This window comes from Leisingera aquaemixtae (genome assembly GCF_019801145.1).
In the GTDB taxonomy this organism is placed as follows: domain Bacteria; phylum Pseudomonadota; class Alphaproteobacteria; order Rhodobacterales; family Rhodobacteraceae; genus Leisingera; species Leisingera aquaemixtae_A.
In genome coordinates this window covers 176,765-202,682 of sequence record NZ_JAHVJQ010000001.1, presented here as the reverse complement: position 1 = coordinate 202,682, position 25,918 = coordinate 176,765, and the positions used below count along the sequence as shown (strand labels likewise).

Here is a 25,918-nt window from a genome sequence, read left to right as displayed (position 1 = left end):
GCTGCCGCCGGTGTTTCCGCCCATATCTGTGCCATGCTGCGCCTTCTGCCCATTCTGCTGGCCGTTGCCTATGGCCTTGTGATGTACCGGATTTCCGTCTGGCGCACCCACCGGGAGCTGGACCAGCGCTCAACCGAACTGGCGGACCCCAGGCTGAAACAGCTGACGGACCGGCTGGCAGCGGCGCTGAACGTGGCTCGCATCCCGGTACATATCTACGAGGTCGATCCAGTGAACGGGCTGGCGGCGCCGGACGGGCGGATTTTCATCACCCGCGGCTTTTACCGCAAGTACCAGAACGGCGACGTCAGCGCCGAGGAAATGGCCTCGGTTATTGCACATGAGCTGGGCCATGTGGCGCTGGGGCATGCGAAAAAGCGAATGATCGACTTCTCCGGCCAGAATGCGTTGCGCACCGCGCTGATGATGATCCTGGGCCGCTACATCCCCTTTATCGGACCGTGGATTGCCGGGGTGCTGACATCTTTGCTGGCAGCAAGGCTATCGCGCGGCGATGAATATGAGGCCGATGAATACGCCGCCGCGCTGCTGACCAAGGCAGGCATCGGACTGGCGCCGCAGAAAAGCCTGTTTACCAAGCTGGAAGCACTGACCCAGCAACGGGCGGGCATGGCCCCGGCCTGGCTGATGAGCCATCCCAAGACCGAAGAGCGCATCGCCGCGCTGGAGCGGCTGGAGGCGAAATGGGCCAAGGGCTGAGGCAGCAGCAGAGTTGAGGGGCCGGCCCCTCAAACTCCCCGGAGTATTCTTACAAAGAAGAAGAGAGAGCCTTGGCCAGCCGCGGCAGCCGGGCTTTCTTCAGCAGCGGGCGGATTTCCCAGCTGCCGCCGGACAGGCGGTTGGCTTCTGCCAGCACCTCTGCCCCCAGCGCTTCCATGCCAGCACCGTTCTGCAGCCAGAAGCCATAGAGCAGTTCGTCCGGGCCGAGGCGCTCCAGTCCTTCCTCTGCCAGCGTGTGGCGCGGAAAGTCCTTGTTGTTGACGGTGACGATGGCGTCGGCGTGGCCTGCGATAGCTGCGGCCAGCACATGGGTATCCGCGCTGTCGGGCAGCCAGAGGCGGGATTCGATGCCCGGCGCGGGGGCGACCTCCGCCTTGGGCCAGTTGGCGCGGATCAGCGCAATCTCTGCCGTGGCCTGCGCCGCGCCCGCGGGGCCGAGTTTCAGCGCAGCCCGTTCCCATTCGCCCAGGATCCGCGCGGACCAGAGCGGGGTGAAATGGCCGAGACGCGCCGCGCCCAGCAGCATTTCCCGCATCACCGTCGGGTAGAGGACGCAAGTGTCGAGGAGCAGCTTCACCCGCGTCAGTCCAGCCGGAAGAACACGGCCTTCAGATAACCGCTTTCGGCCAGCTGCGGCAGCTGCGGGTGGTCGGGGCCTGCGTATCCGGTGTGGATCAGCGCACCGCGGCGGCCTGCCTTGCCGATGCCACGGGCCGAGGCGTTGCGGAACCTGGAGAGATCGGCGGCGTGCGAGCAGGAGCAGAGGCCGAGGTAGCCGCCCGGCTTGACCAGCGGCGCCGCCAGTTTGGCCACGCGCTCATAAGCCCGCAGGCCGGCCTCAAGCGCCTGTTTGGAGGGCGCAAAGGCGGGCGGGTCGCAGATGACGACGTCGAAAGTTTCGCCCTCTTCCCCCAGCGCCGCCAGCACGTCGAAGGCGTCGCCCTGGCGGGCGGTGAATTTGTCCTGAACTCCGGCAGCCTCGGCGCCCTGTGCGGCCAGGTCCAGCGCCGCGGCGGAGCCGTCAACGCAGGTCGCCTGACCTGCCCCGCCTGCCAGCATCGCCAGTCCAAATCCGCCGACGTGGGAAAACACATCCAGCACCTTGGCGCCCGGCGCAGTAAGGCGGGCGGCAAAAGCGTGGTTTTCGCGCTGGTCGAAGAACAGCCCGGTTTTCTGGCCGCCGGTGAGGTCGGCCATATAGGTGGCGCCGTTCATCACCACCGGCAGCGGCGCGGCGGGGGCCTCACCCAGCAGGGTTTGGTTCACGTCATCCAGACCTTCCAGCCCGCGGGTGCGGCCAGAGGCGTTTTTCAGGATCACCTCTGCGCGGGTTACCTCGGCCAAAGCGGCGGTGAGCAGGTCCAGATGCGCCTCGGCCCAGGCGGCGTTGGGCTGCACCACGCAAGCTGCGCCAAAGCGGTCGATCACCACGCCGGGCAGGCCGTCGGATTCGGCATGAACCAGACGATAGAACGGCGCATCATAGAGCTGCTCGCGCATTTCCAGCGCACGTGACAGGCGGGCGGCAAACCAGGCCTGATCAATTACCGCCTCCGGATCGCGATCGAGCATCCGGGCGATGATCTTGCTTTCCGGGTTCACCGAAACCAGCCCCAGCGGGCGCTGCGCCTCATCCTCCAGCACCGCAAGGGTGCCGGGTGCCAGCTTGCGGGTGCGGCGGTCGGTCACCAGTTCGTTGGCATAAACCCAGGGAAACCCGTGCCGGATGGCGCGGGCGTTGGACTTGGGCTTCATTTTCACGCGGGGGCGCTGGAGCGCATCGGAGGAGGCTGTCATGAGCCCCTCTTATCCCTAAGCCCGGAACAGGAAAAGGGGCCGCGTGACCCCTGTCCTTGGGAACTTCCGCGCTGCGGTGCTGCCCTTACCGCTCGCGCGAGCGCCAGCCGCCGCGGCGGCGCGGCTTTTCAGCGCCTTGCAGGCCGTCGCGCAGCACCGTCGTCATCGGGTGCTCCGGCTGGGCATCGCCGTACAGCGCCAGCAGCACCTGGATGTCGGTGCGGCTGTCGCGGGCGGCGTCCATGCCCAGCGCCCAGTCGAAAAAGATGCTGCGGCACTGGGCATCGGTGATGCCCTCGATCCGGTAGGCCTCGTAGATCAGACCGCGCGGGTCCTGTTCAGTGCTGCCCTTCTTCATCCGCCGCTTCCCTTTCCAAGGTTTCGCCAATCAGCGCAGCACAGCGGCTGTAGCGGTCCTGCAGTTCCTGCTCCAGCGTCTCCAGCCGGGCATAGCCGGTGGTGCGGCAGAGGAACTGCGCCCCGCCCTCCCCCATGGTTTCGGCCTCGATGGCCTTGCCGGAGAGCAGCCGCGCTGCGCATTGCACCGACCAGAATAGCCGGTAACCGGCGGCGAGGTATTCTGCATCCGCGTCATTCAGCCACCCGGCAGCGACAGCGCCCTTGAGGCCGGAGGCCACATCGCGGGCCGCCGAGCCGGAGGTAAGGGTGCCGGCCTGCGACAGCAATTCGATGTCCATCATCCGCCCGGGGCCGTTCTTGGCGTCCCAGACCCCCGCGGGTGTCTTGGCCGCAGCAAGTCGCTCACGCATCTTAGCCACCTCGCGCAGGACCTTGCCGCACTCGCGCGGCTCCGACAGGAAGCCGGTGCGGAAATCCTCGATCTCTGCGGTCAGGCTGGCATCGCCTGCGATGGTGCGGGCGCGGGTCAGGGCCAGATGCTCCCACACCCAGGCCTCGTTCTGCTGGTAGAGCGTGAACCCCGCCAGGCTGACCGCAACAGGGCCCTGGGTGCCGGAGGGGCGCAGGCGCATGTCGACCTCGTAAAGACGGCCCTGCGCCATCGGCGCCGACAGCGCAGTGACAAAGGCCTGGGTCAGGCGGGCGAAATAGGGGCGAGTGGCCAGCGGGCGCTTGCCTTCCGACATGTCCACTCCTGCCGGGTCGTAGATCACGATCAGGTCGAGGTCGGACTGCGAATTGATCTGCCCGGCCCCCATCGAGCCCATCGCCAGCACCGCGGCGCCGCGGCCCGGCGGCGGCCCGTGTTTCTTGGCGAAATGCGCTACCACCTCCGGCGAAATCCCGGCGATCACCACCTCTGCCAGTTCCGCATATTGGGCGCCCGCCTGGTGGCCGTCGATCAGCCCGCGCAAATGATGCACGCCGATGCGGAAATGCCATTCCTTGCACCAGCGGCGGGTGGCGTCCAACCGGGTTTCATAGTCGTCCTCCTGCTGCAGCCGCGTTGCCAGCTCTGCCCGCAGCTTCTCCGCTCCCGGCCAGGGATCGAAGAAGGAGCCGCCGATCACCGCATCAAAAACGGCGGAGTTGCGCGACAGGAAGGAGGCCAGATCGCGCGAGGTGCCGGCAATGTCGACCAGCAGGTCGATGAGCTGCGGATTGGCGCCCAAGAGCGAGAACAGCTGGACGCCCGCAGGCAGCCCGGCCAGAAAGCCGTCCAGCGCAAGCAGGGTTTCGGCGGGCTTGGCGGTCTTGGCAACGCGGGACAGAAGCTCCGGCTTCAGCCCCTCGAAGATGCGCGCGCCGCGCGACGAGCGCAGCGCCGGATAGGTGGGCCAGCGGGCGATAATGGCGCCGTCCAGCTCCGCGGTTTCCTCCGGCAGCGCTGCCGGGGGCGGGGCCGCGCCGGGGGAGAAGAACCCCTCGGTCAGCTCATGCACCTCTTGCAGGCGGGTCTTGATTTCGGCCTGCAGATCCGCCGGATCACGGTCCATCAGGCAGGCAATGCGGGCGATGCCGTCCTCGGATTTCGGCATCCGGTGGGTCTGGGCGTCATGCACCATCTGAATGCGGTGCTCGACCTCGCGGTGGGCGCGGTAATGGGCGCTGAGGGTTTGGGCCACTTCCGGCGGCACCCACCCCTTGTCCGCCAGCGCCGCCAGCCCTTCAACAGTGCCGCGCAGCCGCAGGGACTCGTCGCGCCCGCCGGCGATCAGCTGGCGGGTCTGGGTGAAAAACTCGATCTCGCGGATGCCGCCGCGGCCCAACTTCATATCGTGGCCCGGCACGTGGAGGGCACCGCCGGTGCCCTTGCTCTCGCGGATGCGCAGGCGGATGTCGTGGGCGTCCTGGATCGCGGCAAAGTCCAGGTGCCGCCGCCAGACAAAGGGGCGCAGGGAATTCAGGAACCGTTCCCCCGCGGCGATATCGCCGGCGCAGGGGCGCGCCTTGATATAGGCGGCGCGCTCCCAGGTGCGGCCCAGGCTTTCGTAGTAGCGCTCCGCCGCTTCCATCGCCAGGCAGACGGGCGTGACCGCCGGGTCCGGGCGCAGCCGCAGGTCGGTGCGGAACACATAGCCGTCACCGGTGCGGTCGCTGAGAGCGGCGCACATGTTCTTGGTCGCGCGCACCATTCCCTGGCGCGCCTCATAGAAATCATCCGGGTCGAAACGGGTTTCGTCGAACAGGCAGATCAGGTCGATGTCGGAGCTGTAGTTCAGCTCATGCGCGCCCATCTTGCCCATCGCCAGGATGGTCAGCCCGCCCGCGGTCTCCACGTCGTCCTCCGTGAGGCCCGGCAGCTTCTTGCGGCGGATCAGGCTGGCGATCTCCGCCTTGGCCGCAACGTCTGCGCAAAGCGCCCCGAAATCGGTAAGCGCCCCGGTCACCTGCTCCAGGCTCCAGCCGCCCGAGAGGTCGCAGAGCGCGGTCAAGAGCGCCAGCCGCCGCTTGGCCTGGCGCAACCCCGGTTTCAGCTGCGCCGCTTCCAGCGCGCGGCAGTCCGCAAAAACCTTCTGCAGCGCGCCTTGCGGGTCCTCCAGCGCCTCAGGCAGCCAATCCGCCTCGCGGTCTGTCAGCTCTTTCAGGTAAGGACTGGAGCCGCAGGCCCCCGCCACCAGATCCGCCAGATCGCTGGACAGGGCCGGCACCAGCGCGCGCGCCTCGGCGCCAAGGTCAGAGTCATAGGGGCGGGGAATGCGGAAAATCGTCAGGCCAGTCTTCATGGACAGAGACTGTGCCGCCGGCCCGGGCGCGTCAATGGCCGAATTGCCGCGCTGCCGCACAGGTTTACCTTGGGTCAGGAATACCCGAATAGGTTAACATCCAATTTTAAGCTAATGTTAACGTTACGGTTATGCACCCGTTGCGGAGCTTTTTTGGTTTACTGAGTATCTTGTTGTCCGGGGATGCCTGGACCAGTCCGCGGTTTGGACCGGTCCCGGCAGCGGAAGGTTTCCGCTGCAACCTCCCTCATCCGGTGTCGCAACCGGAGCATAACCGCGCTTGTTCCCCGTCGTCATTGCGTTCCGGCCTTCGCTTCTGCGCCTGTTAGGAGACACTTGACACTGCAGTAACCGGAAGAGGCAGGAAGAACTCGGAAGAACCCGGATTGAGCAGTAGAAAGAAGGGCTTTTAGGGGAGATGAGCACGGAGTGCCGCCAGGAGCCTTTGTCCTTCAAAACTCGGCAAATTTGCCCATATGGCGCCTGAAGGCTGATCAAGGACATCTCCCATTGCAAACTGCTCCCCCCCCTGAAACGCCCGTAGAATATGGTTTTAAGGAGAATACGGCGGCCAGAAGGCTTCTGAACTCCTGTTCCCGAACTTGGAAATAAGCTGTGAAGTTGGCGCCTGCTTCCCAGTTCACAGTTAGCTCTTAAAAAACATGACGTTAGGAAAATCAGAGCACTAGTAATTGCCCTTTGAACCTGGAACTGAATTCTGCAACTTTCTGAACATAGTGGGTATGTCCACGTGTGGCGTCTAGGCTTACAGGAGACCAAAAGCTTGCTGAAAAACGGTGTTATTCTGCCTCCGATCTCCATCAGTTCAGAGGATTCCTTTTACATGCCTGGAGACGTGCTGCTGTCAAGCAACCTCAACCGAGCTTTGCTGTATTGGGAAGATGTAGCTGCGCCGCTTCTTACGAATCCACGGCTTATTCAGACGCCCTACTCTGAGAAGTTGATAGCCCTGCACAAGGAAGATCTCATAGGCATCCCCCAGTACTTTGAAACGATGAGCGCGGTAAGCTACTCCACTCAGCTCAATAATAAGCGGTTACTCCGTCTGTACGAAACCAAACGCAACACACCTGGAGAAAACTGGGCGTTGCTTCCGGTCGAGGAGGAGGGCAACATTTCCAACCTGTCCATACTCTCGGAAGACTTGGGCGTTTCGCGTCAAAGTGCGCTTCATATGCAACTTGCGAAAAAGCTTCCCGTACCAAGTGGAACAGTGAACCCAAAGAAAATCATTGAGTTCCGGGAAAACAACCTAAGTGCCCTTCGAAGCGTGCATTATGCATTGAATGAACTGAGCGCAAAATACCAGAGCCTGAGCGATGAAGAAGAACCACTTCTGCAAGCTCAAGCTCGGCTTGAAGATGAGCTTGACGGGTACATAACGAAGGCTCAAGCCAGTGTAGCCAAAGGTGGATTGGTAACATTGGAGTATGCTGTAGCCATTACTACCGCCGTCGCCGGAGCTGCCGCTGGAGGAATACCAGGGACAGTTCTAGGTGCAATTGCAGGACTAGGCGGTGCGAAGCTGATCTCTACAATCCAATCTAAAATCCCCAAACCTGAAACGTCTTCTCCTTACGCATTCGCGCTACGTGCAGCAGACTTATAGTCACTGTTTTCGGCCCCCTCTCAATTATTGTTCAAAGAGCTTCTAAAAGGGCGGCTGCCGCTGCAGTTTTAAACGATTTTGGGTGCAGACTTCCCGGTATTGAAATGCGATGTGTCCGGAGATACATGCGCGGCCGCCCGTCTCGAAAGCGAAGCGTCTTGCCAGGGAAAACCGAAAAAAGGCCCTGAAAACCAGCTATCTTTCAAAAATCGTTTGCTGCAACTTGAAGTGTCCCGCACTGCAACGCGAAGCGTCCCGCTACAGCGCCCTGTTTCCGCAGGCTTTTCCAGCCTTCCGCCCTCCGCTACCGCAAAAATGTGAAAAAGATTTACATAGGGGCTTGAAAGCCCCCCGGAGGCTTCCGATATGCATTCATGTGAAAGGGATTTACATTCACCCTAACCTGGAGGACCCCGATGACGAGTTTCACCCCAACCGCCCCCGCTGCGCCGGTGCAGGGCTGGTTTTCCCGCAGCGAAGCCTGGCTGGACAGCAAGGGCAAGGGCGCCTGGATCGCCGCCATGGTACTGGGCTTCGTGTTCTTCTGGCCGGTCGGCCTGGCCCTTCTCTTCTACATGATCTGGAGCAAACGCATGTTCAGCAAATCCTCCTGCCGCCACCGCAAGTCCTGGGCCCGCCACGGCTACTCAGCGATGAAACCCTCGGGCAACAGCGCCTTTGACGCCTACAAGGCCGACACGCTGCGCCGGCTGGAGCAGGAACAGCATGATTTCGAGGCTTTCCTGGACCGCCTGCGCGAGGCCAAGGACAAGGCAGAGTTCGACCAGTTCATGGACGAGCGCGCCCGTACCGCCTCCAGCGAGGACCTGGAGGACGAAGATGAGGACCAGGGCGAACCCAAGCGCCACTGATCCCGCTGACCTTCGGCAGCCCCGCCCGCCGTCCGGGCGGGGTTTTCGTCCCCCTCCCCCTTTAGCAAAGGACCCCCTGCATGACCGCCCTGCCCGATCCCGACTACCAGGCAGAATTCTATGCGTCTGTGCCCGCCAAGCGGCTGATCGCCTGGATCATCGACAGCATCCTGATCTTTGCGCTCAGCGCCGGCGCGGTGGTGCTGACCGCCTTTACCGGCCTGCTGATCTGGCCGCTCCTGTATCTGGCGGTGGGCTTTGCCTACCGGACCGTGACCATCGCCAACGGCTCTGCCACCTGGGGCATGCGCTTTGCCGGCATTGAACTGCGCGACGGCGCAGGCCAGCGGCTCGACAGCGGCATGGCGGCACTGCACACCGCGGGCTATTCGCTGTCTCTGGCGCTGCCGGTCCTGCAGGTGATCTCGGTGATCCTGATGCTGACCTCCGCGCGCGGCCAGGGGCTGACGGACCACTTCCTGGGCACGGCGATGCTGAACCGGCGGGTTTGACCGGAACCGGCAAGATACCGTTAAACCATTTTCCACAAGACCGCTTGGCGCACCGGAACCGCGTTGCTATCATCGTCGGGACCACAGGCAAACTGCTCTGCCTGTTCCGCGAAACTGCTGACGGGTTCCAATGCGCCATACGCTTCCTATTGCACCGCAGTTCTATGTGACTGCGCCGCAGCCCTGCCCCTATCTGGAGGGCCGGATGGAGCGCAAGCTGTTCACCGCGCTGCAGGGCGACGGGGTGGAGCAGCTCAACAACAGCCTCAGCCAGCAGGGGTTCCGGCGCTCGCAGAACGTGCTGTACCGGCCGTCCTGCTCGGAATGCTCAGCCTGCCTTTCGGCACGGATCGACGTGGCCGCCTTCAGCCCCACCCGCAGCCAGAAGCGCACCCTGAAGCGCAACGCGCATCTGGAGCGGCGCGCCACCTCGCCCTGGGCGACGGAGGACCAGTTTGCCCTGTTCCGCAGCTACCTGGACAGTCGCCACGCCGATGGCGGCATGGCCGATATGGACGTGTTCGAATACGCCGCGATGATCGAGGAAACCCCGGTGCGCAGCCGGGTGGTGGAATATGCAGCGCCGGGCAGCAGCGAACTGACCGCGGTGTCGCTGACCGATGTGCTGGAGGACGGCCTCAGCATGGTCTATTCCTTCTACGCCCCGGACCGGCCGCAGGACTCGCTCGGCACCTTCATGATCTTGGATCACATCAAGATCGCGCAGGAAGCGGGACTGCCCTATGTCTACCTCGGCTACTGGGTGCCCGGCAGCCAGAAGATGGGCTACAAGGCCAAGTTCTCCGGCCTGGAAATCTATCATCAGAGCGAATGGAAGAAGATGACCGATCCGGAGCAGTTCGAGACCGCCAGCCACCCGCTGTCGACCGACCCGATTGCCGAGCAGGTCGCCAATATCCAGCTGCCCGAACAGCCCATTCACCGCGGCGGCTGATGCAGTATCTCCACGCCGTTTCGCTGCTGGTGCCGGATTACGACGCCGCCATCGCCTTCTACTGCGGTCAGCTGGGCTGGCAACTGGCAGAGGACGTTGACCAGGGCCGCAAACGCTGGGTGCGGATCCTGCCGCCCGGGGCCGAACAGGGCAGCCTGATCCTGGCCCGCGCCGAAGGGCCCGAGCAGCAGGCCGTGACCGGCAATCAGTTCGGCGGCCGCATCGGCCTGTTCCTGGCCACCGATGATTTTGCCCGCGACCATGCGGCAATGCTGGCCAAGGGCGTCCATTTCGAGGAAGAGCCGCGGCACGAGCCCTATGGCACCGTCGCCGTCTGGCGCGACCCCTTCGGCAACCGCTGGGACCTGATCCAGTTCACCTGAGGCCCGCGCCGCCTCCTTTCATCTTTCCGCAAATACTCCGGGGTGAATGCGCCAGCGGCGCAGAGGGGCGGCGCCCCTGTCCGTTCCGAACATGCAAAAGGGGCCCGCTCGGGACCCCTTTTTTTGTTTTCTTGTCCTGCGGCCCGGATCAGTTCGGGATCAGCGCCGGCACGATGGTCACAATCGACGGGAACATCCAGAGGATACCGATGCCCACCACCTGGATCAGCACGAAGGGCACGATCCCTCGGTAGATATGGGCCGTCGTGACCTCCTTCGGTGCCACCCCGCGCAGGTAGAACAGCGCAAATCCGAAGGGCGGTGTCAGGAAGGAGGTCTGCAGGTTCACTGCCACCATGATGGTCACCCATTTCGGGTCGAACGACCCGCCATAGATCACCGGACCAACAATCGGGATCACGATGTAGATGATCTCCAGGAAGTCCAGCACGAAGCCCAGGAAGAACAGCACCAGCATCACGATCAGGAAGACCGTCATCTCGTTGTCGAAGCTTTTCAGGAACTGCTGGATGTAGTGCTCGCCGCCAAAGGAGATCACCACCAGGTTCAGAAGCTGCGAGCCGATCAGGATGGTGAAGACCATTGAGGTCACCTTGGCGGTTTCCCGCACCACCGGGGTCAATACGCCGGAGCGGAACAGAACCCAGCAGCCATAGAGCAGCCCGAACAGCGCGTAGAGGTACATCACATAGGCGGCGATGAAGGCGATCCAGCTCTCGACAGAGACGCCGCCCTGGTTGACGCGCAGGTCGAAGTTCATGCCGATCAGGATGCAGATCATCACCGCGAAGGTGGACCAGATGATGATCCTGCCCGATTTGCCCTCGTCCTGCAGCTTGCGGTAGGCCGCCAGCATGATGGCGCCGCCTGCCCCCAGCGCCGCGGCGGGCGTCGGGTTGGTGATGCCGCCCAGGATCGAGCCCAGCACCGCAACGATCAGCACCAGCGGCGGGAACACCACACGGATCAGATCGTTTTTGGCGCAGCGGGCGGCAGCCTCGCGGCAGCCCCAGAGCGCCAGCAGGAGCGGCAAGGCAATCCACAGCACCGTGGCGCCTGCAGAGGTGGTTGGCGCAATCGCCACCAGATCCACCAGTGCAATCAGCAGGATGCCGATGGAACCCAGGATCAGCGGCTTGGCGTCGCGCGAAGGCGCCACGCCGCGGCCGAAGGCCAGCACCAGGCCCAGGAGAACCATGATCACGGTGATGCCGGTGCCGATCGGCGCAGCAGAGGCGATCTTGGCTTCGCGGGCGGCGGCGATTTCCTCGTCGCTCAGCCGCTTGGCCAGGGCCACACCGCCTGCCTCGTTGATGGCCTTCTGCTCCTCCACCGCAGCATCCCAGGCTTCCTGCCCGTGCAGCTCGATCATCGAGGCCTTGCATTCCGCGCCGACACTGGTGCGCAGGGACGCGGTTTCACCCGCATCCGAGAAGGTCGAGACGGTGATGTTCTGGCTGCCGATCACGTTGAAGCTGGAGAGCAGGATCGCGCCGCCGATCAGCGCCGCAGGCACACCCAGGAACCAGATCAGCCCTTCGTTGCGGGTGATCACCTCGCCGGTGCCGCCATCCAGCGTCACGGCAGGCGCCTTGTGCGGGTTCAGGAGCGCATAGCCGAAGGCATAGGTGGCATAGAGGATCGCCAGCAGGATACCCGGCAGCAGCGCCGCCTGGAACAGGGTGCCGACCGATACCACCGCCGGCTCGCCCAGGTAGGTGAGCGCGTCGGAGCAGCCTGCCTCCATCGCGCGGGTTTCCTGCGCGGTGGAGTAGAGATCGCCCGCCAGCGTGCCGAGAAGAACGATCACGATGGACGGCGGGATGATCTGGCCCAGGGTTCCCGAGGCCGCGATCACGCCGGTCGCCAGCTCCGGCGAATAGTTGTTGCGCAGCATGGTCGGCAGGGCCAGCAGGCCCATGGTCACCACGGTGGCGCCGACGATGCCGGTGGAGGCCGCAAGGAACGCGCCCACAACCACGATCGACACCGCCAGACCGCCGGGCAGCGGGCCAAAGACGCGCGCCATGGTGGTCAACAGGTCGTTGGCGATCTTGGAGCGTTCCAGGGTGATGCCCATCAGCACGAACATCAGAACCGCCAGCAGGGTTTCAATCGACGCGCCCGCCAGCACCCGCTCGTTCATCCGGTTGACGATGAAGGAGACGTTGCGGTCCAGCGCCACTTCCCAGCCCTGGGCAAACACCGGTTCCGCCATGCGCGGCAGGTCCGGGTAGCGGAATACAGATATCTTGTCGGGCCTGACGCCCGACCCCACCAGGTCGCGGTAGGCCTGCGACGAGGTGTCGATGGCCTGGTGGATCAGGATGCCGGCGCTGTCCAGCGCGGCGATGATCCCGAAGGAGATGATCCCGGCGCCGCCGATGGCAAAGGCCACCGGAAAGCCGGAGAGGATGCCCCCGAAGAGGCAAAAGAATACGATGAGCAGGCCGATCTCGACGCCATCAAGTCCAAATAGCATGTTTCCGACGTCCCCTTAGTGCGTGCCTTCGTAGGCTTCTTCACCCTCTCCAAGGCTGTCCTTGTCGAGGTATTTGTTTTCACTGCCCTGGCCTTCGACGAACTCGAGGAACGAGCGGTAGAAGAAGGCGATGGCGTGCAGGAACACGAGGCCTGCAAAGGCGATCAGCAGGATCTTGAACAGGAAGTAGGCGTTGAACCCGTTGGGGCTGAAGCCGATGGTCTCCACGTTCCAGCGCAGGGCGCGGGATTTCATCACCAGCCGGTCGAGCGTGTCCGAGGCCGAGGGTTTCGGCACGATCAGATGGCGCCACAGGAAGAACCAGCCGTACATCCACGTCAGCACCGCGGCGGGCATCATGAACAAAAGCGAGCCGAGCATGTCGACCACCCGCTTGGCGCGGAAGCTGATGCCGGAATAGATCAGGTCCACCCGCACATGGCCGCCCTGCACGAAGGTGTAGGTCACGCAAAGGCAGACCACCAAGGCGTTGTAAAATTTCAGTTCTTCGGCAAACCAGCTGATGTCCTGGCTGAACGGGATGCCAAAGCCGAAGCTGATGTCGGGCCGGGCGAACACCCGCTGCATGAAGACAATGATGATCTGCTGAAGCACCATCAGGAGGCCCGCCCAGGCAAAGAAGCGGCCAACGGTGTTGGCCATTCCTTCCAGGCCGCGGACCATGCCCCACATGAAGCCGCGGAAGTAAATTCCGACGGCGGTCAGCACCAGGAAGGCGGTGAAGACGACAAAGAAGAACTCGACCGAGCCGCCGTAGTAGACGAAGCGCATGATCGAGGCCTTGTCGGACCAGTCGAGCCAGAGCTGCGGATGGGTGATGGCATAGCCGAAATTATAGAAGGCGCCGGCGATGTTCTGGACCAGCCAGAGCAATCCGCCCGCTATGGCGCCGAAGAAGGTGAGGCCACTCTCTTCCTGCATGTTTCCCCCGGGGGTCTTTGCTGCGGCGGGTCAGGCACGCGGCCCATCGGCCGGACTGCCCGCGTCACGCAACTGGAAAAGGATCCCCCGCCTGTCAGCGGAGGATCCGGTTGATGCCGGTCAGGCAGATCAGCCCAGGACGCGGTCGCGCTGAACGCGGTAGGCGCCTTCGGATTTGGTGATCCAGCCGGAGGAGGCTTTCATCGACGCTTCGACGCTGCCGCGGATTTTCGCAAACAGCTCGTCGCCCATGAACTCGTCCAGGGTTTCTTTGGTGGCTGCACCGAAGGCATCCCAGACGCTGTCGGGGAATTCCAGGGTCTTCACACCGCCGGACTGCAGGCGCTGCAGCGCTGCACCGTTGTTGTTCATGAACTGCGCCAGGCTCCACTGGTGGCCGGCGGCCGATGCCATCTCGATGATCTTCTGATGGGCAGGCGACAGGCCTTCGAACACTTCGCGGTTGGTGGCAACCGACAGCGCCGCGCCCGGCTCGTGGAAGCCGGCGGTGTAGTAGGTCTTGGTGATTTCCTGGAAACCGGCCTTCTCGTCCGCCCAGGGGCCGATCCACTCAGTGCCGTCAATCGCGCCGGAGGACAGCGCCTGATACACTTCGGATCCCGGGATGTTCTGCACCGAGGCGCCCAGCTTGCCCAGCGCCTTGCCGCCCAGGCCCGGCATCCGGAACTTGAGGCCGTTAAAGTCCTCGGGGCCTTTGATTTCCTTGTTGAACCAGCCGCCGGCCTGCGGGCCGGTGTTGCCGCCGATGAAGGACTTGAGGCCGAAGATCTGGCCCAGCTCGTCATGCAGCGCGTGGCCGTCGCCGTGGTAGTACCAGTTCACCAGTTCCTGCGGGGTCATGCCGAACGGCACGGCGGTGAAATAGGCATAGCCCGGATGCTGGCTGACGAAGTAATAGTCAGCGGCGTGGTACATGTCGGCCTGGCCCGCGGTCACGGCGTCGAACACTTCGAACGCGCCGACCAGCTCGCCTGCGGCTTTCACGTCAACGGTCAGGGTGCCGTCAGACATTGCGGTGATGGTGTCGGCCACAAATTGCGCCGAGTCATGCACGCCTGCCAGACCGCGGCCCCAGGTGGTAACCATGGTCAGGGTGCGGTTGCCCTGGGCATAGGCCGGAGCCGCCAGGGTGCTGGCTGCTGCCGCGGTCCCGCCCAGCGCGGATGTTTTCAAGAAAGAACGGCGATCCATTAATTATTCCTCCCATTATCAATTCGGATTGCCCCTGGGTCCCCCCGGGGCGGATCGGTTCGAGTGCGGTCAGCCTAGCGGCAGCGGATTTTATGTGAATACCTAGTACTGCGTAGAACGGAACGTTTTTGCCGGTTTTCGCAGCAAATCGCACGCATTTCAGGCGGGTAGCGAACAATGCACACTCCCGCATCAAGGGAAATCCGCCCTGCCCCATTTGATTCCGCTGGGCGGCTGGGCAATGATTCGGTACACGATTCTGACCAATTGCTGCGGAGTGCCGATGCGCCTGTTTCACGCCCTGCTGCGCCCCACCTACGCGCAGAAGCTGTCGCTGCTGATGACCCTGCCGCTGATCGTGGCCGGCACCGCCATCGCGGTGCTGGTGGGCTACCAGTCGCGCAGCCTGGCAGAGCGCGAGATCCAGGCGCTGGAGATGCAGCTGCTGGAAGCCAAGAAAGCGGAGCTGCGCAATTACGTCACCCAGGCGCGCAACGGCTTTGCCCACATCTATGGCCTGGCGGCGCCGGATGATGCGGCGGCCAAGGAACAGGTCACCCAGATCCTCAGCGCGATGATCTACGGCAAGGACGGGTTCTTTTTCGTCTACGACTATGACGGCACCAACCTGGTGAGCCCGCGGCAGACCGAATACATCAACCGCAACTGGGCAGGCCTGACCGACAGCGCAGGCGTGCCGGTGGTGGATGAGTTCATCCGCCTGGCCCGCGACGGCGCCGGCTGGCACAGCTTCACCTGGGAAAAGCCCTCCACCGGCGAAGAGGCGCAGATGATCGCCTATGTGCTGGGCCTGCAGGACTGGCAATGGGCGATCGGCACCGGGGTTTTCATCGACGATGTGCTGGCCACGGTGGCCGCCTCGCGGGCGGAGGTGGAGGCGCGGGTGCGGCGCACCTTCCTGTATATCGGGGCGATCACGCTGACGTCGCTGGTGCTGGTCTTTGCCTCCGGCATGTTCCTGAACATACGCGAGCGGCGGCTGGCGGATGCCAAGCTAAAGGAGCTGACCCAGCGGGTGTTCGACGCCCAGGAGGAAGAGCGCGGCCGGGTGGCGCGGGAGCTGCATGACGGCATCAGCCAGCTGCTGGTGGGGGTGCGCTACGCGCTGGACAACACCCGCCGCCGCCTGTCGCGCGGCGATGGCGAAGGCGCGGCGGCGCCGCTGGAAAAAGGCACCGAGAGCCTGCTGACCGCCATTACGGAAGTGCGCCGGATCAGCCGCGACCTGCGCCCCGGCGTGCTGGACGACCTCGGGCTGGGGCCGGCGCTGAAGGCGCTGACGGACGATTTCGCCGCCCGCACCGGCATCGAGACCGAGTTTTCCACCGTGGTGTTCCGCAACCGGCTGGACCAGGATTCCAAGATCGCGCTCTACCGCATTGCGCAGGAGGCGCTGACCAATATCGAGCGCCACGCCGAGGCGACAAAGGTCAGCATCGACCTGCGCGGCCACACCCGCGGCGCCACCATGCGGATCTCCGACAACGGCCGCGGCCTGCCGCCGCGCGATGCCCGCAGCGGGCCGGGGATCGGGTTGCGCAATATGCAGGAGCGGATCGAGCAGCTTGACGGAACCTTGCGCATTCTGTCATCACGGGGCACCCAGAGCGGCACGGTGATCGAGGCCAGCCTGCCGCTGAGCCACCTGCTGCCACCGGGCGAGGAAGGCACACCTGCGCAATTGCCGTGACCGGAGGAGGCTGCGGCGGCCTTTGGATGAATGGAAAGCTGCATCGGGGGAATGATGGCTGATCCGGTTAAAGTTCTGATCGTGGATGACCACCCGATGGTGGCCGAGGGCATCCAGTCGATCCTGGAAAGCTACGACGACATCGAGGTTGTCGGCTCCCTGACCGACGGGCGCGACGCGGTGGAGCAGATGGGCCGCCTGGCGCCTGACGTGGTGCTGATGGATCTGAACATGCCCAAGCTCGGCGGCCTCAGCGCCACCGAGATCATCCTGGAACAGCACCCCGGCACCCGCATCCTGATCCTGTCGATGCATGACAGCGCCGAATATATCTCCACCGCGCTGAGCCACGGCGCCATGGGCTATGTGCTGAAGGATGTGCCGACGGAAGAGATCAAGCAGGCGATTGACGCGGTGATGGAAGGCCGGACCTACCTCTGCACCGGCGCTGAAGGCTCGCTGAAGCCGAAGGACGGCAACAGCCGCGAGGCGCTGACCGGGCGCGAGCAGACCATCCTGCTGGAGCTGGCGCAGGGCAAGTCCAACAAGGAAGTTGCGCAAGTGCTTGATATCTCGGTCCGCACCGTTGAGACCCACCGCAAGAACATCAAGCGCAAGCTGGGCATTTCCTCCACTGCCGGCCTCACCCGCTATGCGCTGGAGCATGGCGTGCTGCAGGGCACCGGCGCCGGGTTCTGAGGCGCCGGTGCGCGGCGGCCTTAGCCGAGGCTGGCCAGCAGCGCCGGGGACGGGTCGCCGGTCGCCGGCAGGCCGCGGCTGGACTGGTAAGCGCTGATCGCCGCCCGGCTTTTCGGCCCCAGCACCCCGTCGGCGCCGCCGGTATCGAAACCGCGTGCGGTCAGCCGTTTTTGCAGCAGAATGCGGTCGTCCTTGGTCAGCCCGTATTTATCCGGCGGGAAACCGGTGCGCAGCGGCCCGCCGCCGGCAATGCGGTCGGCCAGATGGCCCACCCCGATGGCGTAGGAATCCGAGTTGTTGTAGCGCTTGATCGCGTTGAAATTGCTGGTGACCGAAAACACCGGCCCGCCTGCCTGCGGCTGCAGGCTGCGCCCCGAAGGCGTGCCCGGCGCCCCGGCCTCGCCCCCCCATTTCACGCCTCGCGTCCAGCCGTTGCGCTGCAGGTAAGCGGCGGTTGAGGCTAGCGCATCGGTCGGATCCTCCGACCAGATATCGCGGCGGCCGTCGCCGGTAAAATCCACCGCAAAGGCTTGGTAGGACGTCGGGATGAACTGGGTATGCCCCATGGCGCCGGCCCAGCTGCCGGTCATCCGGGCGGGCGTGATGTCACCGTTTTGCAGGATCTTCAGCGCCGCCAGCAGCTGCTTTTCGAAGAACACCCCGCGCCGCCCGTCATAGGCCAGCGTCGAGGTGGCGGAGATCACCGGCACGTTGCCGCGGCGCTCGCCGAAGAAGCTCTCCAGCCCCCAGATCGCGCAGATGATTTCCGCATCGACGCCATAGTTGCGCTCCAGCGTGCGCAGGGTGGACTGGTGCCTGGCAAAGGCGGCACGCCCCTTGCTCAGGCGCTCGTCCGAGACGGCGATGGAGAGGTAATCTTCCAGCGAGCGTTTGAATTCGGTCTGGTTGCGGTCGCGCTTGATGACACCCGGCAGATACCCCGCGCCGCGGAAGGCGGCACGCAGGGTGGACCCCGAAATGCCTCTGGCCTCGGCCCGTGTGCGGAAGGACGCGACCCAGGCGTCGTAGCCCGGATTGGGCACCGGGCGCAGGTCCGCAGGCAGGCCGGAGGTGCCGCCGGGGCCGCTGCCGGAGGGCACCGCGGTGCTGCAGGCCGCCAGCCCGAAGGCGGCCAGACCGAATCCGAAGTGGCGACGTGTGATGCTCATGCTGCTGCCCGTTCTGTTTTGTTGCGCCCGTTGAAGCAGGGCGTTTGCAAATAGGCTGCCAGAAACAACGCAGGCCGCCAAGGGGCGGAAATCCGCCACAGCGAAGTCCCGCCGCAGACAGGGCCAAGGCGGCATCAAGCGGCAGCAGGCCGCCTTTTCAATCGCGCAGCGCGTCGGCGCGCAGTCCCTCGCGCTCGTAGTGGCGCGGCAGCACCCGGCCGTAAAGCTGCCTGGTGCGCTCCACTCCGCCGCACATGCCCTCTGTCTCGACAAAGGAGAAGATGCCGACGTAGCGCCTGCGCGGGCCTGCCACCGGGGCCACACGGTGCAACGAATAACGGCCGCGGAAAATCTGCAGATCTCCCGGCTGCAGCACCAGCCTGCGCACCAGCGGCGAGCCGCCTGCCAGCACCCGCGCAACCCCGTCGTAGTTTTCATCCGTGGGGGTGCGCAGCATAGGCGCATATTCGAAATCGCCGCCCGCCTCGCCGTTCTGGATCGCCAGCGTCACCGTGTAGTTGTTGGTGTCGAAATGCCAGGGAAAGCCGTCACCCTCCTCCACCATGTTGATGATCACATCGGCCAGCGGATCGTCATAACGGAAGAAGCGGTCCTCCGGCTCCCCCAGCGCCTCGCGGATGAAGGGCATGAAGCCGGGAAACTCGTAAATTGTCCGCAGCGGACTGCCGGCGCCAAAATTGTCCGCTGGAATGAAGGCATTGGAGCGGTCATAGAACTGGCGCACCGGGTGGCCCTCCGGCAGCGACGGATCGTCCTTGGAGAAATAGGCATTGGTGCGGCTGAACGACTTATGCCCCTGATCCGCCACGGAATCAGCTTCCGCAATCAGCTTGCCGATGCCGTCCGGGTGCACAAAGCCCGGCAGCACCGCGCAGCCGTCGGCTTCCAGCTCGCCTTGCAGATCCGACATCATCCGCGCATAGGCCGGCGACCCCGGCCTGTCGATCGGATAGCGCCCCAGGTCCACCAGTTCCGCAAGTTCAGCCATGTCCAAGTCCTTCCCTGTCGCCTCTTTTGGGATAAGCTTGCCTGCTGGCGCTGGGGCGATCTGGCACAAACGGGACACGGGCATGCCGGTTTTGAACGAATCCGCACTGGCACGCGCCGTCACTTTCGCGGAAATTTCACCGCACCCCGGTCCGCAAGCAAGAAAATGTCCCTGAACCGGTGTTTTTTGACAGCTTTCGCGGTTGACGCCCCTGTCCGGCAGACATAATGTCGCCCGCAACGCAAGAAGGAGCCTGTGGCAGTGACCACCCTAGTCGTAATCGTAGGAACCAAGCGCATGGGCCGGTAACGGTAGACCATAATCGAACCCATGCGCCTCCGAATGAAAATCGGGGGCTTTTTTTATGCGAAACGGACGATGCCGCCAATTGGAGCAAAAAGCAGATGACACGTGAAATGACCGGCGCAAAGATGGTTGTCCAAGCCCTGAAGGATCAGGGTGTGGACGTAGTCTTCGGATACCCAGGCGGCGCCGTGCTGCCGATCTATGACGAGATCTTTCTGCAAAATGACATCCGCCACGTGCTGGTCCGGCATGAACAGGGCGCGGTCCACGCCGCCGAAGGCTATGCCCGCTCCACTGGCAAGCCCGGTGTTGTCCTGGTGACCTCCGGCCCCGGCGCCACCAATGCGGTGACCGGCCTCACCGATGCGCTCTTGGACTCGATCCCGATCGTGGTTCTGACCGGCCAGGTGCCGACCTTCATGATCGGCTCCGACGCCTTCCAGGAGGCCGATACCGTTGGCATCACCCGCCCCTGCACCAAGCACAACTGGCTGGTCAAGGACACCGATGCGCTGGCCGGCACCCTGCACGAGGCGTTCCATGTCGCCAAGTCCGGCCGCCCCGGCCCGGTTCTGGTCGACATCCCCAAGGACGTTCAATTCGCCAACGGCACATATCAGGCACCGAAACCCTCGGTTTCCCATTACCAGCCGCAGGTCAAAGGCGACATGGAGGCGATCACAGAGCTGGTCGAGGCCATCGAAAAGGCCAAGCGCCCGGTGTTCTATACCGGCGGCGGCGTCATCAACTCCGGCACCGCGGCCAGCCAGCTGCTGCGCGAGCTGGTGGACGGCACCGGCATTCCGGTCACCTCGACCCTGATGGGGCTTGGCGCCTATCCGGCCTCGGGCAAGAACTGGCTGGGGATGCTGGGGATGCACGGGCTTTACGAGGCCAACATGGCGATGCACGGCTGCGACCTGATGATCAACATCGGTGCCCGGTTCGACGACCGCATCACCGGCCGCATCGACGCCTTCAGCCCGAAATCGAAAAAGGCGCATATCGACATCGACCCCTCCTCGATCAACAAGGTGATCCGGGTCGATATCCCGATTGTCGGCGATGTTGCCCATGTGCTGGAGGACATCCTGAAGGTCTGGAAGTCGCGCGGCCGCAAGGTGAACCGCGAGGCGCTGGAAAAATGGCACAAGCAGATCAATGAATGGCGCGCGATAAACTGCCTGTCCTTCAAGAACTCGGAAAAGACCATCAAGCCGCAGTACGCGCTGCAGCGCCTTGAGGCGCTGACCAAGGGCCGCGACCGCTATGTCACCACCGAGGTCGGCCAGCACCAGATGTGGGCGGCACAGTACCTGGGCTTTGAAGACCCGAACCGCTGGATGACCTCCGGGGGGCTCGGCACCATGGGCTATGGCTTTCCGGCCTCGATCGGCGCCCAGATGGCGCATCCGGACGCGCTGGTGATCAACGTCGCAGGCGAAGCGTCGTGGCTGATGAACATGCAGGAGATGGGCACCGCGGTGCAGTTCCGCCTGCCGGTGAAGCAGTTCATCCTCAACAACGAGCGCTTGGGCATGGTGCGCCAGTGGCAGGAACTGCTGCACGGCGAGCGCTACAGCCACAGCTGGTCCGAGGCGCTGCCCGATTTCGTGAAGCTCGCCGAAGCCTTCGGCTGCAAGGGCATCTGCGTCAGCGACCCCGCCGATCTGGATGATGCGATCATGGAAATGATCAATTACGACGGGCCGGTGATCTTCGACTGCCTGGTCGAAAAGCACGAAAACTGCTTCCCGATGATTCCGTCGGGCAAGGCGCACAACGAGATGCTGCTGGGCGAGGCCGAGACGCAGGGCGTCATCCAGGCCGGCGGCGCAGTGCTGGTGTAACCGCGGCGGCGCCGCAAATTTCTACGAAGAAATTTGCCAGGAAAATCCAAATTTTCCTGGCAGCGACATACGAGAGGAAGACCACGAATGTCTGCCCTGCATATCAAAAAAGGCTCCACCCGCCACTCCGCCTACAACCTGCGCCCGACGTTCTCGGACGTGCAGGAGCGCCATACCATTGCGGTGCTGGTGGAAAACGAACCCGGGGTTCTGGCCCGTGTCATCGGCCTGTTCTCGGGCCGCGGCTACAACATCGAAAGCCTCACCGTGGCGGAGGTGGACCATACCGGCCATCTATCGCGCATCACCATCGTCACCACCGGCACCCCGCAGGTGATCGAGCAGATCAAGGCGCAGCTGGGCCGCATCGTCTCGGTCCGCGACGTGCATGACCTGACGGTCGAAGGCGCCGCGGTGGAGCGTGAGCTGGCAATCCTGAAGGTGGCCGGCGAAGGCGACAAGCGCGTCGAAGCGCTGCGGCTGGCGGATATCTTCCGTGCCAATGTGGTCGACAGCACGCTGAACAGCTTTGTTTTTGAGATCACCGGCGCACCGGAAAAAATCGATGCCTTTGCCGATCTGATGCGCCCGCTGGGGCTGAGCGAGATCGCCCGCACCGGTGTTGCCGCCCTTCTGCGCGGCAACTGACTCCTATGCCGGCCCGCAGCCGGGCCGGCGTTAGCTCCGAATGACCTGAAGCGGTGCGGAAACGCGCCGCTTTTCTGCTGCCTGCATCGGGAACGGGACAACCGTCTGCCCCTGCGGGGCAGCGTCAGTTTCCTTGCCGCAGCCTGCCGATGCGCTCAGCTGATCTGCCAGCCCGGGGCTGCCCTGTTCGGCCAGAACGGTAAGGTTTTCGGCAATCCGCAGGCTGTCGCTCAGCCTGATGTCGAACTCAACCCAGTCACCAGGATGCAGCTCCCCAAAATCGGCACCGGCTTTATTTGTGAAAAAAGCAAGATCCCCCTGATCATCACACCAGATCACGGCTTTTGTGAGGGGATCGTCACTCCATAAAATGACTCCAATCATACCAGTCCTCGTTTTGCCCCAAGTTAATTCTGAAACAAATAGACTGACGCCAACACGATAAAAAGCGGCCTGTCCTATTGCAATTTGTGTCAGTTCAACTAGCCTTTTGACGTTAATTAGCGACAGCAGTGACTGCAGCCAGCAGCAAGGCTTGCCTTACTGGTGCAGCAAATTCGCATAAACCACCGGCAAGCGGGACAAATCCTGCGCAAAAGCAGAACCGACAGGAACCAGAATGAACAGCCAGAACCGCTCTCCGGCCGACTTGCGGAACATGTTTGGCGCCAACCTGCGTCTATTGGCGCGGCAATTCCCGTCGATTTCCGAACTGTCGCGCCAGCTGGGCATCAACCGCACCCAATTCAACCGGTATCTCTCCGGCGAGAGTTTTCCCCGGCCGGACGTTCTGGACCGTATTTGCCGTTTCTTTGACGTTGACGCCCGCATTCTCCTGGACCCGGTGGAAAGCCTTTCCAAAGCCGGGCAGGTCATCAACGGCGCCTACCTGGCGGATTTCCTGGGCCATGGCGTGCAGCAGCTGAGCGAGGAATTCTTTCCGGCCGGCTTCTACCGCTTTACCCGCCGCAGCTTCATCAACGAGGACAAGTTCGTGATTGGCCTGGTCTATGTGTTCCGCGACGCAGGCGTCACTTATATCAAGGGCTTCGAGGCCAAGGAGGCGATGCTGAGCCAGGGCCTGCCGTCCACCCCGGCCGTGCGCGAGTTCCGCGGCTACATCAGCGGCCATGAGGACGGCGTCGCCTTTGTCATCGCCCGCCGCAAGTCGATGACCTACTCCTTCAACTACCTGGCGCGGGTAGCCTCGCTGGAAAACAACTTCTGGTGCGGCTACGTCGCCCGCACCGTCCGCGAAGGCGGAACCGGGGAACGGGTGACGCGGATGGTCTATGAGCACCTCGGCCGCGACACCGCGCAGGTTCTGGCCGCCGCCCGCAGCGCCGGATTTGCCGATGAAGAGGCTCTTCTGCCCTTCCACCGGCGCCTGCTGCAGACTGGCCAGCCCTTCCGCTGACGCTAATCAGCGGCAGCTTGGCGGTAGATGTGCCATGTGGCGTGGCCAAGCAGCGGCAGCACCAGGAACAGCCCCAGGAACCAGGGCAGCAGAGCGGCAAAGGTGGCGGCAGCGATCAGCGCTGCCCAGATCATCATCACCACGAAGTTCTGCTGGACATACTGGAAACTGGTGATCATCGCGGTCACGAAATCCACCTCGCGGTCCAGCAAGAGCGGCAGCGAGATCACCGTGATCATGTAAAGAAGCAGCGCAAACAGCGCGCCGACCACGGTGCCGACGGCCAGCATGGTCAGCCCATTGGCTGTCAGGAACACCTCCGCCGAGGTGGAGACATTGGTCATGGTGGCATGGCCCAAGAACAAGGCAAAGATCATGTGGCCGAGGAAGAACCAAAACAGGAACACCACAATGATGATGGCGCAGATTGACGGCAGCTGGCGGCGGCTCTGCTGCAGCACCACCCCCAGGATCCGGCCGACAGCAATGCCCCGCCCCTGCTCCAGCCGGTGCGAGACCTCATAAAGCCCAACAGCGGCGAACGGGCCGATCAGCGGGAAGCTGATAGCCGCCAGCACCAGCCAGTAAGTGGTGCCCGTGCGCACGGTGATCCAGGCCATCATCCAGCCCGCCAGGACATAGACCGCGGCGAAAAACAGCCCGTAGAGCGGCTTCTTGAGGAAATCGGCCCAGCCCCGGCGCAGCGCCTCGAACAGCATCGGCGTCGTGACCGGTTTCAGCGGCGGCACGCCAAAGGGCTTTTCAGATGTCATCGCGGATACTCCTCCCTCTTTTTGTCTTTTTGCCAGCCTAACCGCGAACCAGCCACTAAAAAATGCCTCCTGGATATATGTTTGGCGGGCATTGCCCGGCCGGCAGCCCGCCGTTCCGACGACCTCATGCGCCGGCAAATGCAAGGCCGGCCAATGGGCCCGCCTGCCAGTTTACTGCAGCCTGCTGTCAGACAAAGGCAAAGTCATCAGCGGTCAGGCCAAGCCCCGCGTCGCCGTCCAGCCGGATGCTGCCGCCGTCATGGGTGATCAGGCGGTCGCCGCTGTCATCGGTGATCGCCAGGCTGGCGAACCCGCCGCTGTGCCCCTGTATCTGCAAAAGATCGGTGCCATCGGCAAAATCCCTGACCAGATCATCGCCGCCGCCGGGACCAAAGACAAAGGTGTCTGCACCGCTGCCGCCGGTGAGCGTGTCATTGCCGCCGCCGCCGTTCAGCGTGTCGCCGCCGGCGCCGCCAGTCAGCCGGTCATTGCCGCCGCCGCCATTCAGCGTGTCGGCTCCCGCAAGGCCAAAGAGCCGGTCGTTGCCGCCCTTGCCCGACAGCAGGTTGGCACCGGCACCCCCTGTCAGCTTGTCTGCCTTTGCGGTGCCCGCCAGATTTTCGACCCCCGACAGCTGAAAGAACCCGCTGCCGTCAGCGCCGAGTTTCCCGCCCGGCGCGCCGGGGTTCTGCCACGCGCCATCGAGATTCAGCGACACCACGACGCCGGCGGAAAACTTCGAGAAATCCACAGTGTCCTTCCCGCTTCCGCCGCTGATGTGCAGCCCGAGACCCGGATCGGTTTCCGAAACCTTCAGCAGGTCCCGGCCGCTGCCCAGCCGGACCACAGCGCCGCCGCCGGTGCCGATCACCACCGTATCGTTGCCGCCGCCGGCAGAGATCAGTTCAACCCACTCCGTTCCGGTACGGATTGTATCCTTGCCGTCTCCGGTCCGGACAACGCCGGCGCCGCTGGCACCCACAATCACCGTGTCATCGCCGCTTGAAGTGCTGACATATTCAGCAAACCCTTTGCGGATCACCACCTTGTCGTCCCCGGCCCCTGTGCGCACGGTCCCGGCGCCGCCCGCGCCGATGGTGATCACATCGCCCTTGGCCCGGTCAGCATCGCTGCTGCCAAGACCGGTCTGGATGCTGAACACATGCGCATTGCCCGTGGTCAGGATGTTCTCCTCGGCAAACAGGAAAATGGAAAAGGTGCTGCCCTCCTGATTGTTGCCCAGCGTGACCTTGTGCTGTTCACCGTCCCAGCCGTTGATCTGCCGGACCCGGGTGGAGTCCAGCTCAACCTCGGAGTTGTAGCCAACTTCCAGATAGTCGATCCGGCGGTCCGCGCCGCTGTCGGCGTCCGTGATCCGCGTCAGATTGGATTCGGCGGCGTCGCCAAAGCGGACGATCTTGGCCATCCAATCCTCGCCGGTCAGTGTGACATCTGCCACCAGGCGGTTATCGGCGTCCCCTTCAAAGACGTTGTAGGTGTTCAGGAACCTGTTGTCCCAAGCAACCGGAGGCTGCCCTTCGCGCCGGGGAATATCTGTTGCACCGTCAAAGGTCAGATTCAACTCAACATCGGCCATGGCACCGTCTCTCTCATTAACTGATTGAAATCTTTAACAGCGGTTC

Annotated in this window: 23 protein-coding genes; 11 read left to right on the top strand and 12 right to left on the bottom strand. The window is 63.6% G+C overall.

The genetic code is table 11. The annotated features are described in order from the left end of the window. Positions 1 to 33 precede the first annotated feature (33 nt). On the top strand, positions 34 to 720 hold the full coding sequence (locus KUW17_RS00970; RefSeq protein ID WP_222475258.1) for a M48 family metallopeptidase: 687 nt from the start codon (positions 34 to 36) through the stop codon (positions 718 to 720). Between the two features lie 49 nt (positions 721 to 769). Here KUW17_RS00970 and KUW17_RS00965 read toward each other — a convergent pair whose 3' ends face one another. The 4 genes from KUW17_RS00965 to KUW17_RS00950 form a co-directional block, all read right to left on the bottom strand. Further along, entirely contained in the window at positions 770 to 1,318 is a 549-nt protein-coding gene (locus KUW17_RS00965) for an RSP_2648 family PIN domain-containing protein (RefSeq protein WP_222475257.1), read from the bottom strand. A 5-nt stretch (positions 1,319 to 1,323) separates the two neighbouring features. Next, complete coding sequence (locus KUW17_RS00960; RefSeq protein WP_222475255.1) at positions 1,324 to 2,538, bottom strand: RSP_2647 family RNA methyltransferase; 1,215 nt, start codon at positions 2,536 to 2,538, stop codon at positions 1,324 to 1,326. 85 nt (positions 2,539 to 2,623) lie between these two features. Next, positions 2,624 to 2,896: a hypothetical protein gene (locus KUW17_RS00955; protein WP_222475253.1), complete on the bottom strand. Its 273-nt coding sequence runs from the start codon at positions 2,894 to 2,896 to the stop codon at positions 2,624 to 2,626. Next, positions 2,877 to 5,684 (bottom strand): glutamine-synthetase adenylyltransferase, encoded by a 2,808-nt coding sequence (locus KUW17_RS00950; RefSeq protein ID WP_222475252.1) that lies wholly within the window; start codon positions 5,682 to 5,684, stop codon positions 2,877 to 2,879. The genes KUW17_RS00955 and KUW17_RS00950 overlap by 20 nt, the downstream gene beginning before the upstream one ends. 784 nt (positions 5,685 to 6,468) lie before the next feature. Here KUW17_RS00950 and KUW17_RS00945 point away from each other — a divergent pair. The 5 genes from KUW17_RS00945 to KUW17_RS00925 all read left to right on the top strand — a co-directional run bounded on the left by KUW17_RS00945 (position 6,469) and on the right by KUW17_RS00925 (position 10,036). Next, positions 6,469 to 7,314, top strand: a complete 846-nt coding sequence (locus KUW17_RS00945) for a DUF6236 family protein (RefSeq protein ID WP_222475250.1) — start codon at positions 6,469 to 6,471, stop codon at positions 7,312 to 7,314. A 416-nt stretch (positions 7,315 to 7,730) separates the two neighbouring features. Continuing rightward, positions 7,731 to 8,186, top strand: coding sequence for a DUF2852 domain-containing protein (locus KUW17_RS00940; protein WP_222475249.1), 456 nt, complete (start codon positions 7,731 to 7,733; stop codon positions 8,184 to 8,186). 80 nt (positions 8,187 to 8,266) lie between these two features. Beyond that, positions 8,267 to 8,698: an RDD family protein gene (locus tag KUW17_RS00935; RefSeq protein ID WP_222475247.1), complete on the top strand. Its 432-nt coding sequence runs from the start codon at positions 8,267 to 8,269 to the stop codon at positions 8,696 to 8,698. A gap of 130 nt (positions 8,699 to 8,828) precedes the next feature. Continuing rightward, positions 8,829 to 9,653: an arginyltransferase gene (locus KUW17_RS00930; RefSeq protein WP_222475246.1), complete on the top strand. Its 825-nt coding sequence runs from the start codon at positions 8,829 to 8,831 to the stop codon at positions 9,651 to 9,653. Beyond that, the gene (locus tag KUW17_RS00925; RefSeq protein ID WP_222475245.1) at positions 9,653 to 10,036 is read left to right on the top strand and encodes a VOC family protein; all 384 of its coding nucleotides are present in this window, start codon (positions 9,653 to 9,655) and stop codon (positions 10,034 to 10,036) included. Before KUW17_RS00930 ends, KUW17_RS00925 begins: the two co-directional genes overlap by 1 nt. Positions 10,037 to 10,184: 148 nt before the next feature. Here the strand turns inward: KUW17_RS00925 and KUW17_RS00920 are convergent, their stop codons facing one another. The 3 genes from KUW17_RS00920 to KUW17_RS00910 all read right to left on the bottom strand — a co-directional run bounded on the left by KUW17_RS00920 (position 10,185) and on the right by KUW17_RS00910 (position 14,693). After that, complete coding sequence (locus tag KUW17_RS00920; RefSeq protein ID WP_222475244.1) at positions 10,185 to 12,539, bottom strand: TRAP transporter large permease subunit; 2,355 nt, start codon at positions 12,537 to 12,539, stop codon at positions 10,185 to 10,187. A 15-nt stretch (positions 12,540 to 12,554) separates the two neighbouring features. Beyond that, positions 12,555 to 13,481, bottom strand: coding sequence for a TRAP transporter small permease subunit (locus KUW17_RS00915; RefSeq protein WP_222475243.1), 927 nt, complete (start codon positions 13,479 to 13,481; stop codon positions 12,555 to 12,557). Between the two features lie 129 nt (positions 13,482 to 13,610). Continuing rightward, positions 13,611 to 14,693, bottom strand: coding sequence for a TRAP transporter substrate-binding protein (locus KUW17_RS00910; RefSeq protein WP_222475242.1), 1,083 nt, complete (start codon positions 14,691 to 14,693; stop codon positions 13,611 to 13,613). 283 nt (positions 14,694 to 14,976) lie between these two features. On the opposite strand from KUW17_RS00910, the gene KUW17_RS00905 reads away from it, so the two are divergent. Both KUW17_RS00905 and KUW17_RS00900 read left to right on the top strand, forming a co-directional pair. Continuing rightward, positions 14,977 to 16,404 carry a cache domain-containing protein gene (locus KUW17_RS00905; protein WP_222476257.1) on the top strand — a complete coding sequence of 476 codons (1,428 nt, stop codon included), beginning with the start codon at positions 14,977 to 14,979 and terminating at the stop codon, positions 16,402 to 16,404. Positions 16,405 to 16,458: 54 nt separating this feature from the next. Continuing rightward, on the top strand, positions 16,459 to 17,103 hold the full coding sequence (locus KUW17_RS00900; protein ID WP_222475241.1) for a response regulator transcription factor: 645 nt from the start codon (positions 16,459 to 16,461) through the stop codon (positions 17,101 to 17,103). Positions 17,104 to 17,123: 20 nt separating this feature from the next. Here the strand turns inward: KUW17_RS00900 and KUW17_RS00895 are convergent, their stop codons facing one another. Then, complete coding sequence (locus KUW17_RS00895) at positions 17,124 to 18,272, bottom strand: lytic murein transglycosylase (RefSeq protein ID WP_222475240.1); 1,149 nt, start codon at positions 18,270 to 18,272, stop codon at positions 17,124 to 17,126. A 157-nt stretch (positions 18,273 to 18,429) separates the two neighbouring features. After that, positions 18,430 to 19,281: a hypothetical protein gene (locus KUW17_RS00890; protein ID WP_222475239.1), complete on the bottom strand. Its 852-nt coding sequence runs from the start codon at positions 19,279 to 19,281 to the stop codon at positions 18,430 to 18,432. A gap of 404 nt (positions 19,282 to 19,685) precedes the next feature. Here KUW17_RS00890 and KUW17_RS00885 point away from each other — a divergent pair, with 404 nt between their 5' ends. Both KUW17_RS00885 and ilvN read left to right on the top strand, forming a co-directional pair. Further along, positions 19,686 to 21,437 carry an acetolactate synthase 3 large subunit gene (locus tag KUW17_RS00885; RefSeq protein WP_222475238.1) on the top strand — a complete coding sequence of 584 codons (1,752 nt, stop codon included), beginning with the start codon at positions 19,686 to 19,688 and terminating at the stop codon, positions 21,435 to 21,437. An 87-nt stretch (positions 21,438 to 21,524) separates the two neighbouring features. Continuing rightward, complete coding sequence (gene ilvN / locus KUW17_RS00880) at positions 21,525 to 22,085, top strand: acetolactate synthase small subunit (protein ID WP_222475237.1); 561 nt, start codon at positions 21,525 to 21,527, stop codon at positions 22,083 to 22,085. Between the two features lie 30 nt (positions 22,086 to 22,115). Here the strand turns inward: ilvN and KUW17_RS00875 are convergent, their stop codons facing one another. After that, positions 22,116 to 22,469, bottom strand: coding sequence for a hypothetical protein (locus tag KUW17_RS00875; protein ID WP_222475236.1), 354 nt, complete (start codon positions 22,467 to 22,469; stop codon positions 22,116 to 22,118). Between the two features lie 235 nt (positions 22,470 to 22,704). Between KUW17_RS00875 and KUW17_RS00870 the strand changes: the two genes are divergently transcribed. Then, positions 22,705 to 23,502 carry a helix-turn-helix domain-containing protein gene (locus KUW17_RS00870; RefSeq protein ID WP_222475234.1) on the top strand — a complete coding sequence of 266 codons (798 nt, stop codon included), beginning with the start codon at positions 22,705 to 22,707 and terminating at the stop codon, positions 23,500 to 23,502. A 2-nt stretch (positions 23,503 to 23,504) separates the two neighbouring features. Here the strand turns inward: KUW17_RS00870 and KUW17_RS00865 are convergent, their stop codons facing one another. Both KUW17_RS00865 and KUW17_RS00860 read right to left on the bottom strand, forming a co-directional pair. Then, positions 23,505 to 24,275: a DUF2189 domain-containing protein gene (locus tag KUW17_RS00865; RefSeq protein WP_222475233.1), complete on the bottom strand. Its 771-nt coding sequence runs from the start codon at positions 24,273 to 24,275 to the stop codon at positions 23,505 to 23,507. 187 nt (positions 24,276 to 24,462) lie between these two features. After that, positions 24,463 to 25,872, bottom strand: coding sequence for a calcium-binding protein (locus KUW17_RS00860; RefSeq protein WP_222475232.1), 1,410 nt, complete (start codon positions 25,870 to 25,872; stop codon positions 24,463 to 24,465). Between the last annotated feature and the right edge of the window lie 46 nt (positions 25,873 to 25,918).

What these genes read in the sequence shown, in the direction of transcription:
- KUW17_RS00890 (WP_222475239.1), bottom strand. Translation starts at nt 19,281, where the DNA reads ATGGCTGAACTTGCGGAACTGGTGGACCTGGGGCGCTATCCGATCGAC.
- KUW17_RS00905 (WP_222476257.1), top strand. Translation starts at nt 14,977, where the DNA reads ATGCGCCTGTTTCACGCCCTGCTGCGCCCCACCTACGCGCAGAAGCTG.
- KUW17_RS00935 (WP_222475247.1), top strand. Translation starts at nt 8,267, where the DNA reads ATGACCGCCCTGCCCGATCCCGACTACCAGGCAGAATTCTATGCGTCT.
- KUW17_RS00915 (WP_222475243.1), bottom strand. Translation starts at nt 13,481, where the DNA reads ATGCAGGAAGAGAGTGGCCTCACCTTCTTCGGCGCCATAGCGGGCGGA.
- KUW17_RS00895 (WP_222475240.1), bottom strand. Translation starts at nt 18,272, where the DNA reads ATGAGCATCACACGTCGCCACTTCGGATTCGGTCTGGCCGCCTTCGGG.
- KUW17_RS00865 (WP_222475233.1), bottom strand. Translation starts at nt 24,275, where the DNA reads ATGACATCTGAAAAGCCCTTTGGCGTGCCGCCGCTGAAACCGGTCACG.
- KUW17_RS00875 (WP_222475236.1), bottom strand. Translation starts at nt 22,469, where the DNA reads ATGATTGGAGTCATTTTATGGAGTGACGATCCCCTCACAAAAGCCGTG.
- KUW17_RS00870 (WP_222475234.1), top strand. Translation starts at nt 22,705, where the DNA reads ATGAACAGCCAGAACCGCTCTCCGGCCGACTTGCGGAACATGTTTGGC.
- KUW17_RS00950 (WP_222475252.1), bottom strand. Translation starts at nt 5,684, where the DNA reads ATGAAGACTGGCCTGACGATTTTCCGCATTCCCCGCCCCTATGACTCT.
- KUW17_RS00960 (WP_222475255.1), bottom strand. Translation starts at nt 2,538, where the DNA reads ATGACAGCCTCCTCCGATGCGCTCCAGCGCCCCCGCGTGAAAATGAAG.
- KUW17_RS00970 (WP_222475258.1), top strand. Translation starts at nt 34, where the DNA reads ATGCTGCGCCTTCTGCCCATTCTGCTGGCCGTTGCCTATGGCCTTGTG.
- KUW17_RS00900 (WP_222475241.1), top strand. Translation starts at nt 16,459, where the DNA reads ATGGCTGATCCGGTTAAAGTTCTGATCGTGGATGACCACCCGATGGTG.
- KUW17_RS00910 (WP_222475242.1), bottom strand. Translation starts at nt 14,693, where the DNA reads ATGGATCGCCGTTCTTTCTTGAAAACATCCGCGCTGGGCGGGACCGCG.
- KUW17_RS00885 (WP_222475238.1), top strand. Translation starts at nt 19,686, where the DNA reads ATGACACGTGAAATGACCGGCGCAAAGATGGTTGTCCAAGCCCTGAAG.
- KUW17_RS00955 (WP_222475253.1), bottom strand. Translation starts at nt 2,896, where the DNA reads ATGAAGAAGGGCAGCACTGAACAGGACCCGCGCGGTCTGATCTACGAG.
- KUW17_RS00920 (WP_222475244.1), bottom strand. Translation starts at nt 12,539, where the DNA reads ATGCTATTTGGACTTGATGGCGTCGAGATCGGCCTGCTCATCGTATTC.
- ilvN (WP_222475237.1), top strand. Translation starts at nt 21,525, where the DNA reads ATGTCTGCCCTGCATATCAAAAAAGGCTCCACCCGCCACTCCGCCTAC.
- KUW17_RS00860 (WP_222475232.1), bottom strand. Translation starts at nt 25,872, where the DNA reads ATGGCCGATGTTGAGTTGAATCTGACCTTTGACGGTGCAACAGATATT.
- KUW17_RS00925 (WP_222475245.1), top strand. Translation starts at nt 9,653, where the DNA reads ATGCAGTATCTCCACGCCGTTTCGCTGCTGGTGCCGGATTACGACGCC.
- KUW17_RS00930 (WP_222475246.1), top strand. Translation starts at nt 8,829, where the DNA reads ATGCGCCATACGCTTCCTATTGCACCGCAGTTCTATGTGACTGCGCCG.
- KUW17_RS00940 (WP_222475249.1), top strand. Translation starts at nt 7,731, where the DNA reads ATGACGAGTTTCACCCCAACCGCCCCCGCTGCGCCGGTGCAGGGCTGG.